Below are 13974 nucleotides of genomic sequence, written 5' to 3'. Positions count from 1 at the left end.
CCGGTCGTGGCGGGGACGGTGGATCGCACACAGAATGGGAGGGTTGCCGGATCCGAGTGGAAAGGAATATCCATGGTCAGCTCGGCGGCTCCGGCGCGCTCCGACAAGATCGTTCCTGGTCGCGCATTGGGGGCGCTGACCGCTCTCGTGTTGCTCCTCGTCACGGCGCTCGTTCTGGCTCCTCCTCCACTGGCCGACACGGGGAACCGCGGCTTCGCTGATCAGAACGAGCTGCGGCAGGCCTTGCGTGATGGCTTTGTGGCGTACTGGAATTCCGGTGGCTCGACTCGGCCGCCGGCTCTGACCAGCGTCATCGACTATTGGTTCCGCTTTCATGTGGCCAAGGGCGTGATCGCGGTGCTATTGCTCGTCACGCTCGTCGCTCTGGCGGCGCTGCTCTGGAAGGCGTACCTGCGCGCCGGCGGGCTCAGCGCAGGGCAGCGGTCCGCGCTGGCGACGGCGGGTGCGGTGATCAGTATGTTCGCTTTCGGGGCACTTCTGGTGGTGATCGCGAACATCCAAGGGGCGGTGGCGCCTTTCTCCTCTTTGCTGCCGATGCTGCCGTCCGGCGCGAACGACCCCCAGCTGACCACCGCCTTTGACCAGATCCGGCAGCAGCTGACCGAATCCACCGGCACCACACCGCCCGTTGACGACATGGTCGGCGATTTCGCGCGTTACCACGTCACCGTGGCCGTCATCGCCGCGATTCTCGCGATCACCGCGCTCGGCCTCACCGCGGTGTCATGGAGAAGGTTCGTGCGGTCCGCGGACACCCGAAGCAGGCGTCTCCGATGCGCGTCCGGGATCGTCACCGCCTTGCTGTCGCTGGCCTCGACCGTCCTGCTGGCAGCGAACACCTCGGCGGCGATGAACTCCACGACTGCGCTGTCCGCCTTCTTCAACGGCAGCTGGTGAGCAACGCGGAGCGCTCTCAGGCTCTCGGGAATCCGGGCGGGAGCGGCTGGTAGTCGGGGCCGACCGTGCCCGCGCCCTGGTGCTCGGGATGGTCGCTCGAAGGCTGTCAGGAAGGTCTCCGGCTCGACCGCGGGCAGATCGGTGCCGCATATTCCCGCAGGGGCGGTTGCTGATCGGCCGCGAGCGGCGGCTCGTGCGCCGCACCTGTCAGCTGCGCGGCTGATCAGCGGATCCCGGCCGGACCGCCGATCGTCACCACTGCGCCCAGCTCGTGCCGACGGGCACTACGGACGACAGCGAGTGCGCGGGTCATCGGTTCGGTCCGTCCCCACAACGATCCCGATCGCATCGCGCCTCCTCCGGTTCGACCGTCGCTGAACCGAGCCCGACCGGTGTCGGCCGGTCACGGACGACCTCAACACCTGCTATACCAATAGTGCAGATTCGATCATCGCTCCAAGGCTTTCCATCGAGTCGCGGATGAGGTCTTCGACCACCCCGGGCCCGTCCGAGTCCGCGGTCTCGATGAACTGCATACCGAACTCCACCGCCAGGCGGAGCACCCCGATGGCGGCGTTCTCGCCGCCACCTCGGCAACGAGGGAGATCAGCATCGCGCACACCGCCGAGACACGAACATCACCCATTCATGTGATGTCGGCACCAGCGCGCCAACACAGAGGATGAGCCGAAGCAGATCCCACGACGAAGGCCAGATGCGATGTCGGATACCCAGGTGGCGGCGTTCCCCGAGCTGAATGCCGAGCAGATGGATCGGCTGCGCGGCTACGGCATCAGCGAGAAGGTCCGCGGCGGCGAGGTTCTGGTCTCCACAGGCCAGCTGGTCTACGACTTCCTCATCCTCGATACGGCCTCGGCCGAAATCGTGCGCGAGGCCGACGACGACCAGGCCGAAGCGGTCGTGGCCCAGGTACCACCCCGGCGCTTCCTCGGTGAACTCAACCTGATCACCGGACAGGCGGTGTATCTCACCACGCGCGCCACCGCCGACGGCGAGATCATCCGCATCGATCCCGCGAACTTCCGCCGACTGATGGCAGAGGACACAGCACTGTCCGACCTCATCCTGCGCACATTTCTCCAGCGCCGCCACGAATTGCAGACCGGGGAAGGCGCGCTCAGCGTGCGCATACTGGGCAGCGGTCAGTCGCGAGAATCACTTGCGCTGCGAACATGGGCCGTGCGCTCCAGGATCGCGCACACGTGGATCGACATCGACTCCGAATCCGGGCGCGCCCTCGCGCGGTCGCTCGATATCTCACCCGGCCAGCTTCCGATCGTCGCGACACACACCGGTCTCATTTCGAACGCGACGACGGCGCTGCTCGCGCAAGCCATGAACTTGACCTATGCGCCGAGCGCCCCGGCGAGCGCGGAGAGCATCGTCGACATCGTGGTGGTCGGGGCGGGTCCCGCGGGGCTGGCAGCCGCGGTCTACGGCGCCTCCGAGGGCTTGCGAACGATGGTGTTCGAGGCGGTCGCCGTGGGCGGCCAGGCCAGTGCGAGCTCTCGTATCGAGAACTACCTGGGATTCGAATCCGGCATCAGCGGAACGGAATTGACCGGGCGCGCGATGGTGCAAGCCCAGAAGTTCGGTGCGCGCATCGCCAGCCCGTGCATCGTGGAATCGGTGCACCCCATCGACGGAACCTTCGAGGTCTCGCTGTCCGATCACACCACGGTCCGCGCCCGCACTGTTGTCGTCGCGACTGGGGCCCGCTTCCGAACCCTGAACCTGCCACGCTGGCACGAGCTCGAAGGCCGTGGCATCTTCTACGCGGCCACCGAGGCCGAAGCGCGGCTGTGTGAGGGTGGGCCCGTCGCCGTCGTAGGCGGCGCCAACTCCGCCGGACAGGCAGCGCTATTCCTGGCCAACCACGGCTGCCCGGTCGCCCTGGTCGTGCGATCGAACGACCTCTATGGCGGGATGTCGGCCTACCTCGCACACCGCATCGAAGCAGACTCCCGCATCCAGGTCCGGCTCGAGTCCGAAGTCACCGCGCTGACCGGGGACCGCAACCTCGCGGGGATCGCCGTGACCGACCACCGAACCAACCATGTTGACGCGCTGGACTGTTCGGCTCTGTTCTGTTTCATCGGCGCGGACCCGGCAAGTTCCTGGCTCGATGGCATCCAACTCGATGCCGAGGGATTCATCCTGACCGACTCCGCGCTACTCGCGCGCGAGAACAGTGCCGGCTGGAACCCGGTCGACCGTGTCCCACTGCCCTTCGAGACCAGTGAGCCCGGGATCTTCGCGATCGGAGACGTCCGAGCCGGATCCATGAAGCGTGTCGCCGCCGCTGTTGGCGACGGCGCGAGCTGCGTGCGTTCCATCCACCAATACCTCGGCCTCACAAGCTGATACGCCAGCCTCTCCGGCCGGCTGTTCAGGCCCCCGTACCGAGCCGTCAGAGCGGCGGCCGGATCTCGGTGACGATGGTGTAGAGCTCGGCGATGCGGCCGTCTTCGACCCGGGCGATGTCCATCCCGCTGACCATCGGAGGCCGGTCGGGCGGCCCGTAATGGAAGCCGAGGTGACCGATGTCGTCGAGCCCGGACGCCGGGCCCGCGGGCCAGAAGACCCAGTCGGGGTTCTCCACCAGCATCTCCGCGGCCCTACGCTCGAACTCGGCGCGGCCCTGATTGATCCGGTCCGGTTCATGCCACACCACATCGCGGGTGTAGGTCTCGGCGATCACGGCGGCCCGGCGATCGGGGTCGGGTTCGTTGAAGACATCGAGCAGGTTGCGTCGCATGAGCTCGGGGGGCGAACTGGTCATGTCGAATCCTTTCCTATCCCGGTGTCAGCGTCGCTGCCGATCATCCATCACAGAGTCGGCACGGCCAACGACCATGTCGGTTCCACGCCTCGTGTACTCCTAGCGTGCCGCGTTCCAGGCTTTGTGGACGAACTCGATGCGGTTACCGTCGATGTCGCGCACATTGGCAGCGTAGTAACCGGGTGCGAAGTAGGTTCGGCCCGCCGGTTCGCCTTCGTCGATTCCGCCTGCCCTGATAGCCGCGGCATAGGCGGCGTCGACCATTTCATCGCTGTCGCAGACGATTCCGAGGTAGAGGCCCGTCTCGCCGGACTCGCGCTGTCGCAGCCAAATGCTCGAGCCGACCCGCGCGCCGGAGATGTAGTCGGCGTCGCCGATGCCGAACAGGTCGGGCACGTTCTCCGGCCCGGAGGATGCGTTGTAGTTACCGAAAGCGCGCCAGCCCGCCGGGGCGAGAGCCTCGAGGTAGAAGGCCAGCGCCTGCTCGATATCGGTGACGGAGATGTAGACGTGATCGATCACTGAACATCCTCTTTCCACGCGAAGGCGTTGACCTGGGCGAACTCGTCGAAGGTTCGTGCGGGGCGGCCGGTGATCTGCTCGACCTGAGGCTGGTTATCACCGAAATATGTGAGGGATTGGACGGTCTATTCTGTCCCAGGATGGTGTTGCGGAATGTAAGCGAATCGGTGCCGGCCGGGTAGGTCGCTCACGGCTGACCAAGGCCGGCCTTCGTCAAAGGAGCAGCGCATGTCATCGCAGACCAAGCCGAGCATCGTATTCGCCCACGGGCTGTGGGCCGACGGATCATGCTTCAGCAAGCTCATCCCCTCGCTGCAGGCGGAGGGGCACGAGGTGTTCGCCTCGCAGCACGGCCTCAATTCGCTCGAGAGCGACGTCGCGTGCGTCAACTTCACGATCGACCACGTACCCGGCCCGGTCGTGCTCGTCGGCCATTCGTACGGCGGAACCCTGGTCACCAAGGCGGGCATGCACGACCGCGTCCGCGCGCTGGTATTCATCGCGGCGCTCGCTCCCGACGAGAACGAGACGTCCCAGGACCAGCAGAACCAGTTCGCCCGCACCCCGCTGTTCGATCACATCGAAGTCGGCGGCGGGCGCATCTGGCTGAAGCCCTCGGGCGTCCCGGACTTCTGCGGCGACCTACCGGCGGCCGAGCAGCGGCTCGTCCTTGCCACCGGCGCTGTGCCGGACGCCGACCTGTTCAACCAGCAGGTGCCGGGCACCGCCTGGAAGACCAAGCCGAGCTGGTACATCGTCGCCAACAACGACCGCACCGTGAATCCCGAACTGGAACGTGCCGCGGCCAAACGCATGGGCGCCAAGACCTACGACATCGACAGCAGTCACGTCCCGATGCTGTCGCATCCCGAGTTCGTCCTCGACGTCATCCGTGACGCCGCGGCGTCCATTCGGAGCGAGTAGCCGAGCCGGCGGACCGCCACCAATGCCGAACGCCGAACCAGGACGGCTCGGTCAGGGTTCGATTTGGCAGAAGCGTGATCGATCGATCACTGCTCGACTGATCTACGTCAAATGACGGATCCCTTGGCTGTTCTGCGCCCTATATTCGATTGTGCCGTATGGCAATTCACTCGCAGAGGGAGAGTTCGAACGGTGGCGCGGTCATCACCGAGGCGGGGACGCACGAGAAGGTGGCCGCGCTCGTGTACATCACCGCGTTCGCGCCGGACAAGGGTGAATCGGTGAACACGCTGCTCGGCACATTCCCGCAGGACGGCCCGCAGCCGCCGATCCTGCCGCCGGTGCAGGGATACCTGTTCCTGGACCGGGCCAAGTTCCCGGACTCCTTCGCCGGCGACCTCGCCGCACAGGATGCCAAGTTCCTGGCCGATTCGCAGGTGCCGTGGGGTGTGGAAGCGCTCGGTGGGGCCATCCATGAGGCCGCGTGGAGGTCCAAGCCCAGCTGGTACCTGCACGTCACCGAGGACAAGATGATTCCGCCCGCGGCACAGGCGTCCATGGCCGAACGCATCGGCGCGACGGTGGCCGAAATGCCTGGCAGCCATGCCATTTACGTGTCCCGCCCCGCAGTGGTCGCCGCCATCATCCGCACCGCGGCCGAAGCCGTCTGACTCAGCGGTCGGCGATGACGTGCCGTCGGCCTCACCCGGGCGCGGGGCCGACAGACTTCGTTCGCAGCGAGCGCCGTGTTCACGGCCGTTTCTCGACAATCATGTTCGGGATCAAGCTGATCGGAGATGATGCCGCCGGGAAGGGGATCCGGCGACACCCACCGCGACAACGGCTGCTCGCTCATCATCAGCGTGTCCAAGAGCGGCCGCGGGCGGGTACCCCGCGCCGCCCCGTCAAGTCCTGGCCAGGTTGAGCGCTTGGCATGCGATACCGACCGCCGGTGGCCCGGATCCCCGAGATGCGGTCAGGCGCCCCGGATTGCCGGTACAGCCTGCACGCCGGGAAACCGCTTGTGCAGCTGTTCGATCTGACGGCGAACGGCGGCGAGTTCATCGTCGTGCCGTGAGGTCCCAGCTCCGATCGGGAGGGATTCACGGCGCCGGACCAGCGTTTGCGCGTGCTGGGTGAGCTCCCGCAGGAAGCTCCGGGCTTGGGCGAGTTCGGGGTCTTCGGGCATTGTTCTCATATCGGCAGGGGTGCACGCATCGGCGGAAGCGTCACACGGGGGCAATCATTGAACCACGGGCTGTCAACCTGAGGTTCGCCAACTGTTCAGCCTCTCAGATCGATCCTCGCGCGCCGAGGCGGCACTCGCCCGGGAGGAGCCCGTGATTGCCCCGCGCGGACCGAGTGCACGCCACCCGCCAATTCGACGGCCACCTGGTTCATCGAAACAGCCTCGAGCCCTTCAGCATCGGCGCGAGCGACCGCGGCGATGCCGTCCTCTGTTGACATACTCCAGAACTGTTTATACCTTAAATACAAATGTTTACGTCATACACAGTTTGAGGAGTCATCATGCGGATCCCGGGCTCGAAGTACGCTCAGCGACTGCGCATCACCACCGAGAACGGCATCGACGAAGCCGGGTTCGTGCCTATCGGCGGGATCGAGCAGTGGATCTCGATCCGCGGCGAGGACCGCGGCAATCCGGTGTTGCTCGAAATCCACGGCGGCCCGGGTGCTTCCAATCTCATCTACACCGGGCGTACCCGCGAATGGGAGCGTCACTTCACTGTCGTGCGCTGGGACATGCGCGGCACGGGAAAGACTTTCGGCCGGACCGGGCCCACCGGGCAGGGCGAGATGAGTCTGCGGCGACTGGAACTGGACACCCTCGAGGTCACCGCGCACGTGCGCTCTCGGCTCGGTGTCGACCGGGTCGTTCTGATGGGCTGTTCGTTCGGTTCGTTCATCGCGCTGCGCGTCGCCCGCGGCAACCCGGAGTTGTTCTCCGCCTATGTCGGCACCGATCAGAACATCAGCGACCGCGGGCGCGACCACACCGCCTACCGCGGACTGCTGCGGCGCCTGGACGAATCCGGCAAGAACAAGGACCTCGCCGCTGTCACCGCCATGGGCGCAGACCGTTCGGCGTGGACGACCGAGCAGTGGTCGCAATACAACAAACACACCGTCGGCTCGGACCCTCTCACCTTCGACACCGTCAAGAAGGTCGTCATGGGTTCGCTGCTGACCTCACCGCTGCATTCCCTCGGCGAGGTCCGCACCTATATGAAGGCCATGGGCTTCTCCGAATGCCTTGCCCCGCAATCGGTCACGATCGACGAATGGGCCGAGGGAACCGACTTCTCGATCCCGTTCTTCCTCTTCCAAGGCGAACACGACGTCATCACCCCGGCGCAATCGGCCAAGCGGTTCTTCGACGACGTCACCGCCCCGGTCAAGGAATTCGCCCTCATCGAGAACGCGAGCCATTTCGCGGCCTTCCGCCGGCCCGACCGCTTCCTCGACCTCCTGCTCACTCACGTCCGACCCACCCTCGACCTCGAGCCGAGCAACAGGGTTTGAGAGTGTCTTTCGAGAACTTGCGCACCGCGGTCCGCGGCGGCGTGATTCTGCCCGGCGACTCCGATTTCGATCGAGCGGCGCAGCCGTGGAACACCGCAGTCGCGCAGTCCGTGGCCGCCATTGTCGAGGTGGCCGACACGCTGGATGTGGCGACGGTGCTCGAACTTGTCGGTAAGCCGCCCGACGAGTTCTCTGATCTGCTGATCCTCATCATTTGCTGCCATAGTTCATGATCGCCGCACCCCTGCACACGGTCAACCGCCGTGAATTCGATTGGGGCAGTATGCCACGATCGGCGCCATCCCGACAGCGCCTATATCGCACGCGTGCAAAGTAATTTGATGGCAGATCCGCCGAATACGCGGCTGCTCGATCGACACGATTCGGCGCTCACGGTCTCCGCATCACCGGTCATGGGAGGTCAGCGTAGGAATCGCGGGTTTGTGAACGCCATGAAAACAACCGACAAATTCATTGCCGAGAGATTGCTGCTTGACATAGTGTCGAAGAACGTCGATCGCGACGCTGCCATTTCCAGTGGAGCGCCGGTTTCCATTCAGCTTCACCACGCTGCGGATTCGACGGTCGGGGACCCGTCAGCGTAGGACCCACCATGAGTCAATTACCGTATTCTGCAACAGAATTCACACTGCCGCCGATCGCTGCGGCTCAGCCCAGCAAGGTCCTTGTTGTCGAGAGCAACCCGGCGACGGCGGAGATTGCGGTACTGGTGCTGGCCAACGCCGGCTATGAGGTGATCTCGGCCAGCAGCGCGCAGCGCGCCGTGACGGTCGCACAGCGATGGAAGCCGGACTTGGTACTGGTCGAGCTGGCCCTGCCGGACCGGCCAGGCGCGTATGTGTGCCGGCAGCTGCGGAAGCGGTCACCCATTCCGATCATCGCGACCTCCCTCGATGGCGACCCGGATGCCATCGACGACGCCTACATGGCCGGTGCGTGTGACTACCTTCCCAAACCGCTGCGAAGCGGTGAACTGCTCGACCGCATCCGAGTCCATCTCGCGGCACCGCAGGCGGTTCGAGGCGACGCTGCCGCCTAGAAGACGAAACCCGTTCAGCGGGGCGGACGGCGTAATCCGTCCATCGTCAAGTCCAGCAGCCGCTCGGCCTGCTCGCGTTGCTCAGGCTTTCCTGAGGCCAGGGCGATTCCGGTGAGTGCGGCGAACATGTCTGTCGCGCTGATGTCGGGCCGAATGGCGCCCGTCCGTACCGCGGTCTCGAGCAGCGCGGTCAGTGCGTCGAGCATCATCTCCTTACTGCGGGCGTAAGGGTCGGCGCCGGATTCCACCAGGGCGCGCAGCGCGTCGGCCATGCCGAGTTTCGCGGTCGCGTAATCGATGAAGCGGCCCATCCACTCGCGCAGCGCCCGTTCCGGGGGCATCGACTCGAGCAGGTGCGGAGCCGCGTCGCACAGTTTGGACAGCTCGTTGCGGTAGGCGGCCTCGATCAGCACCTCGCGCGTCGGGAAGTTCCGGTAGAGCGTCCCGAAGGTGCCACAGTGGTCATTACCGACCTGGAACAACAGGCACTCGACGACGCGGTGAAAAGGATCGGCGGCGACTGCACCGGCATCGTCGCCGACGTCACGCGTTCGGCTGATATGGAAGCGGTGTACCGCGAGATCGAGTCACGGCACGGGCGACTCGACATCGTCGTCGCGAACGCCGGCATCGGCGCGCACGCCGTGCTCGGCGAGATCACCGAGGAACAGTTCGATCGGACCTTCGACGTCAACGCCAAAGGCGTGCTGTTCACCGTGCAACCAGCACTTCGGCTGCTACCCAAGGGTGGGGCCGTGGTCGTCATCGCCTCGACCGCCTCCATCGAGCCGCCCACCGGGATGAGCATGTACGGCGGGGCCAAGGCGGCGATCCGCTGCTTCGTCCGAGCCTGGATTCAAGACGTGAAGGGCTCGGGCATCCGGATGAACGTCCTCAGCCCGGGCGCCGTCGACACCGAATCCCTGCGCGGCGCATTGGGAATGGTGCGCACACCGGAGCAGGTGGCCGAGGCGGTGCGGCAGATGGGCGAGGGCAATCCGACCGGTCGCATCGCCGATCCCCGGGAGATCGGGAAGGCCGCGGTGTTCCTGTCCAGCGAGGCGTCGAGCTTCATCACCGGTGCCGAACTATTCGTCGACGGTGGCATGGCCCACGTGTGAAGCGTTCCGCGACGAGGCCACCGAAGAAGTTGGCGCATGGCCGAAAATGAGGTTTTCATGGCGCGTTGAGCGGGGCGCGACTCTTCCGGCATCACGCAGACTGATCCGGCGCCGATCAATCCGAAGCGTTGTCGCCCAGCCAGTTCCAATTGTCTCAACCACGACCTTGGGCGATTCGAGTACGCAATCACAAGGAGTCCCCTATGCCTGTCGTCACCACACCCGACGGCGTCGACATCTACTACAAGGATTGGGGCAGCGGACAGCCCATTGTCTTCAGTCACGGCTGGCCCTTGTCCTCGGACGACTGGGACGCACAGCTGATGTTCTTTGTGTCCCACGGTTTCCGGGTGGTCGCTCACGACCGGCGTGGCCATGGTCGTTCCGCACAGGTCGCCGAGGGACACGATATGGACCACTACGCCGATGACCTGGCTGCCGTCGTCAACCATCTCAATTTGTCCGACGCGGTTCACGTCGGCCATTCCACCGGCGGCGGGGAGGTCGTGCGGTACCTCACCCGGCACGGACAGGATCGGGCGGCCAAAGCCGTTCTGATCAGCGCGGTGCCGCCGATCATGGTGAAGACCGCGGGCAATCCGGGTGGATTGGACAAGTCGGTCTTCGACGGCATCCAGGAGCAGGTCGCCACCCGACGGTCCGACTTCTTCCGCTCGTTCGCCGAAGGACCGTTCTACGGCTACAACCGGCCCGGAGCAAACCCCTCCGAAGGTGTGATCGCCAACTGGTGGCGGCAGGGCATGGCCGGCGGCGCCAAGGCACACTACGACGGCGTCGTCGCCTTCTCCCAGACCGACTTCACCGACGACCTTGCGAAGATCACCATCCCCACCCTCGTCATGCACGGGGAAGACGACCAGGTGGTCCCCATCGAAAACACCGGCATCCGCTCGGCCGAACTGTTGCCCAACAGCACGCTGAAAACCTATCCGGGCTTCCCGCACGGCATGCCGACCACCGAGGCCACGACGATCAACGCCGACCTGCTCGCATTCATTCGCTCCTGAGCAACGACTCCGCCTCGAATCCCGAGGCAGGTAACGACTTACCGAACTCATCGACGAGGACCCATGCCGAAAACACGCCCCGAGCCCGTCCGCGACCCGAGGGCAGATCACCTGCTCACACCCCAGAATTGCGCGATCGTCCTCATCGACTTCCAACCCGGCCAGTACGCCACGGTCGGATCAGCCACAGCCGAGGAGATCGACCTCGGTGCGGTGACCCTCGCCAAACTCGCACACGCCTACGCGATTCCGACAGTCGTGACGACCGTCGCGGTGGACATGGGCGTCAACGAGCCGACCAACCCCGCGCTACTCGACGAACTCCCCGGCACCACGGAGATCGACCGTACCGGGGTCAACGCTTGGGAGGACGCCGATTTCCGGGCGGCGGTCGAGGCCACCGGCCGGCGAAAGATCATCATGGCCGGACTGTGGACCGAGGTGTGCCTTGCGTTTCCGACACTCGACATGCTGCGCGAAGGCTATGAGATCTACCCCGTCGTCGACGCTGTCGGCGGCGTGTCGGCAGTGACGCACGACGTGGCGATCACTCGCATGGTGCAGGCGGGTGCCCAGCCGATCACTTCGCTGGCCCTGGGTTGCGAGCTGATGCGCAACTGGGCACGCTCCGATTCGGACCTGTATCGAGTGATCATCAACGACTACTTCCGACGCAAACGGGTCGTCGGAACCAACAGGGAGAATCCACTGCATCGGGCGGTCGGATAGCTCACTGTCTACCAGTTCGGGCCGTCGGTCGGCGCTGGTGTGGCGGATTTCCTCGGAATCGAGGCAAGATCGGAAGCGTCGGCGACGGCTCGCTCGTTGAGACCCTGAGAACACTGTCGAAGGAGATCGTAATGGCGGAAGCGTTCGTGCTCGGTGGTGTTCGGACCCCCTTCGCCCGGTACGGGGGTTCGCTGTCGCACCTTCGGGCCGACGACCTGCTGGGGATGACCATGAAGGGTGCGTGCGAGCGCGTCGGCGTGGGTCTCGATCAGATCGAGGACATTGTCGCGGGCTGCGTCAATCCGGCCCACGAAGGTATGGGTGATGTCGCGCGCTGGGCGGCGCTGGCGGCGGGATTCCCCGACACGGTGGCCGGGGCGACGATCAACCGGTTCTGCGGCTCGTCCCTGAGCGCAACCGTCAATGTCGCGCACGCGATCAGAGCGGGGGATCTGGGCGTCGGGATCGCCTGTGGTGTCGAGTCGATGTCGCGGTCGGGATGGGCCTTCATGAAGGGCGACAGCCCGTTCGGCCCCCGCGGCCCGGTCATCCTGCTCGACACCATGTGGGCGGGTGCGGGCGGTCCCGCCAATCCGGCGCTGCTGGCGCGCAATGCTTACATCGGAATGATCGAGACAGCGCAGAACGTCGCCGACCGCTACGGGTTGACCCGGGAGGAAATCGACGCGTTCGCGCTCCGGACACAGCGAAATGCCAAGGCGGCCAGGGATTCCGGACGACTGGCCAAGGAGATCATGCCGGTGGAGATCGCCGCGACGAGGAAGACTCCCGCCCGCCTGTTCGAGCACGACGAATTCATCCGCGACGACACCACCGCCGAAAGGCTGGCGGCGCTGACCCCGCAGCCGGGGACTACGCAGATGACCGCGGGGAACTCGACACCCCTCACAGACGGGGCCAGCGCACTGGTCCTGGCTTCGGGGGAACGAGCGGCCGAACTCGGAGTAGAACCGCTGGCTCGGGTGGTGTCGTCTGCGGTGTACGGGATCGATCCGCTCTACATGGGTCTGGCCCCGGCGTGGGCGCTGCCGCTGGCGATCCAACGCGCCGGCCTGACACCCGAGCAGATCGACGTGTGGGAAGTACACGAGGCATTCAGCGCCCAAGCCCTGGGCGTACTGCGTGAACTGCCCAACCAGCTCGACGGCTTCGTCATCCCCGACGAGAAGCTGACACCGAACGGCGGCGCGGTGGCGATCGGTCACCCGTTCGGCGCTACCGGCGCCCGCTACGTCCTGACCTTGGCCACCGAACTGCGGGAACGCAATGCGCGCTACGGCGCGATTGGAGTCTGCATCGGATCCGGTCAAGGAGTCGCAATCGTCCTCGAAAACCCGTCCGCCGCCTGAGAAATCTACCGAGGGAACGACGTACGGGGTTCCCCGTGAGGTCAGGAGGCGACCTCGATGAGCTCGCCGGTGGCGTTGCCGAAGACGAATCTCGGCGTGGTCGCCAACCGCACCGCGGGTGGGCCAGGATTGATCGCCTTCTACCAGCTCAGCGCGATACCCGAAATAGCCCGCCGCAATCGTCACCGCGATCGACACCGAACACCCCGCGCCGATCGGCCTCCCCACCATGAATCTCGTTACCTGAGAAAAACTTCCGCGCCCAGGCGCCACGCACCTGTCGGTCAATGTGATGCACCACAGGAGCATTGCTTGTCTAACGTACAAACTCTCGAAGCTGCGCCACCATATCGGTGATCCGATCTTCACCCTTGACGGTGACCTCGGAATCTGTGTCGGCAGCAACAACCTGCTGCTCCCAGGGCCGACGAGCTGGCCGACCGACGTCGCGATCGAACCCGACCAGTATGTCGCCGCTCGACGGATGGTCTGCCGGCCCGGCGCTCAGCCCGACACCGCCATCCTGGATGTCCCGGTCATTCCCGCCGCCGAGGATTGGCGATGCCCCGCACAATTGCCGAACTGCGGGAGACCCGCGACGACCGGGTGCGTGAGGAAGAGGAGATGGCCCGCCAGCTTCGGCGCGAGGAACTCCTGCGCGAGGACCCGGCCCGGCGGATCGCACAGGCACAGTGGGCCCAGGTGTTCGCCATGGTGATCTGTCATCTGCAGGCTGCCGAGCTTGTTGGACACCAATACTTTTCGACACGATTTCTCGACACACGGCCGGTTCGGGTGACCTGGGACTGCGAACCACACCGCGCCGAGGTGTCGATGGTGTTGTAAATCGACCGTTTTAGAGACAGAAGGAAGGCGGGCACGTATTCGGGCGAAGAACTTGTTCGATCTCCAAGTGCACGCTCGGCCTCCGAAATCCCTCTACCTATCAACGAAC

16 protein-coding genes are annotated in these 13974 nt (G+C 65.2%); 13 read left to right on the top strand and 3 right to left on the bottom strand.

The genetic code is table 11. The features are described 5' to 3' along the window. Positions 1 to 72 precede the first annotated feature (72 nt). A complete protein-coding gene (locus ACFYTS_RS06940) occupies positions 73 to 918 on the top strand; it encodes a hypothetical protein (RefSeq protein ID WP_387301904.1) in 846 nt (281 codons plus the stop codon). 720 nt (positions 919 to 1638) lie between these two features. Continuing rightward, complete coding sequence (locus ACFYTS_RS06935; protein WP_387301902.1) at positions 1639 to 3303, top strand: FAD-dependent oxidoreductase; 1665 nt, start codon at positions 1639 to 1641, stop codon at positions 3301 to 3303. A 46-nt stretch (positions 3304 to 3349) separates the two neighbouring features. On the opposite strand, the gene ACFYTS_RS06930 is transcribed toward ACFYTS_RS06935, so the two are convergent. Together ACFYTS_RS06930 and ACFYTS_RS06925 are read right to left on the bottom strand one after the other, a co-directional pair. Beyond that, positions 3350 to 3721: a nuclear transport factor 2 family protein gene (locus ACFYTS_RS06930; protein ID WP_357281143.1), complete on the bottom strand. Its 372-nt coding sequence runs from the start codon at positions 3719 to 3721 to the stop codon at positions 3350 to 3352. A 99-nt stretch (positions 3722 to 3820) separates the two neighbouring features. Next, positions 3821 to 4243, bottom strand: coding sequence for a VOC family protein (locus ACFYTS_RS06925; RefSeq protein ID WP_387301900.1), 423 nt, complete (start codon positions 4241 to 4243; stop codon positions 3821 to 3823). A 228-nt stretch (positions 4244 to 4471) separates the two neighbouring features. Between ACFYTS_RS06925 and ACFYTS_RS06920 the strand changes: the two genes are divergently transcribed. The 6 genes from ACFYTS_RS06920 (at position 4472) to ACFYTS_RS06895 (ending at position 8771) form a co-directional block, all read left to right on the top strand. Further along, the gene (locus ACFYTS_RS06920) at positions 4472 to 5167 is read left to right on the top strand and encodes an alpha/beta hydrolase (protein ID WP_357281148.1); all 696 of its coding nucleotides are present in this window, start codon (positions 4472 to 4474) and stop codon (positions 5165 to 5167) included. Positions 5168 to 5325: 158 nt separating this feature from the next. Continuing rightward, positions 5326 to 5838 carry an alpha/beta hydrolase gene (locus ACFYTS_RS06915; RefSeq protein WP_387301898.1) on the top strand — a complete coding sequence of 171 codons (513 nt, stop codon included), beginning with the start codon at positions 5326 to 5328 and terminating at the stop codon, positions 5836 to 5838. Positions 5839 to 6697: 859 nt separating this feature from the next. Continuing rightward, a complete protein-coding gene (locus ACFYTS_RS06910; protein WP_387301896.1) occupies positions 6698 to 7711 on the top strand; it encodes an alpha/beta fold hydrolase in 1014 nt (337 codons plus the stop codon). Between the two features lie 2 nt (positions 7712 to 7713). Next, on the top strand, positions 7714 to 7944 hold the full coding sequence (locus ACFYTS_RS06905; protein ID WP_387301894.1) for a hypothetical protein: 231 nt from the start codon (positions 7714 to 7716) through the stop codon (positions 7942 to 7944). A 30-nt stretch (positions 7945 to 7974) separates the two neighbouring features. Continuing rightward, positions 7975 to 8316, top strand: a complete 342-nt coding sequence (locus tag ACFYTS_RS06900) for a hypothetical protein (protein WP_387301892.1) — start codon at positions 7975 to 7977, stop codon at positions 8314 to 8316. Positions 8317 to 8324: 8 nt separating this feature from the next. Continuing rightward, positions 8325 to 8771 carry a response regulator transcription factor gene (locus ACFYTS_RS06895; protein ID WP_387301890.1) on the top strand — a complete coding sequence of 149 codons (447 nt, stop codon included), beginning with the start codon at positions 8325 to 8327 and terminating at the stop codon, positions 8769 to 8771. A 14-nt stretch (positions 8772 to 8785) separates the two neighbouring features. On the opposite strand, the gene ACFYTS_RS06890 is transcribed toward ACFYTS_RS06895, so the two are convergent. Continuing rightward, positions 8786 to 9253, bottom strand: a complete 468-nt coding sequence (locus ACFYTS_RS06890; RefSeq protein ID WP_387301888.1) for a TetR/AcrR family transcriptional regulator — start codon at positions 9251 to 9253, stop codon at positions 8786 to 8788. Here ACFYTS_RS06890 and ACFYTS_RS06885 point away from each other — a divergent pair. From ACFYTS_RS06885 to ACFYTS_RS06865, 5 genes are all read left to right on the top strand, one after another. After that, positions 9230 to 9892, top strand: a complete 663-nt coding sequence (locus ACFYTS_RS06885) for an SDR family NAD(P)-dependent oxidoreductase (RefSeq protein ID WP_387301886.1) — start codon at positions 9230 to 9232, stop codon at positions 9890 to 9892. The genes ACFYTS_RS06890 and ACFYTS_RS06885 overlap by 24 nt on opposite strands. A 203-nt stretch (positions 9893 to 10095) precedes the next feature. Next, on the top strand, positions 10096 to 10920 hold the full coding sequence (locus tag ACFYTS_RS06880; protein WP_387301884.1) for an alpha/beta fold hydrolase: 825 nt from the start codon (positions 10096 to 10098) through the stop codon (positions 10918 to 10920). A gap of 63 nt (positions 10921 to 10983) precedes the next feature. Further along, entirely contained in the window at positions 10984 to 11649 is a 666-nt protein-coding gene (locus ACFYTS_RS06875) for an isochorismatase family protein (RefSeq protein WP_387301882.1), read from the top strand. 131 nt (positions 11650 to 11780) lie between these two features. After that, positions 11781 to 13019 (top strand): thiolase family protein, encoded by a 1239-nt coding sequence (locus tag ACFYTS_RS06870; RefSeq protein ID WP_357281175.1) that lies wholly within the window; start codon positions 11781 to 11783, stop codon positions 13017 to 13019. Between the two features lie 561 nt (positions 13020 to 13580). Next, positions 13581 to 13865 carry a hypothetical protein gene (locus tag ACFYTS_RS06865; RefSeq protein WP_387301880.1) on the top strand — a complete coding sequence of 95 codons (285 nt, stop codon included), beginning with the start codon at positions 13581 to 13583 and terminating at the stop codon, positions 13863 to 13865. Positions 13866 to 13974 lie beyond the last annotated feature (109 nt).

This window comes from Nocardia sp. NPDC004151 (assembly GCF_042874235.1).
Lineage (GTDB): Bacteria > Actinomycetota > Actinomycetes > Mycobacteriales > Mycobacteriaceae > Nocardia.
Note: the sequence above shows the minus strand (reverse complement) of the source record. Positions and strands in the feature narration are given on the sequence as shown.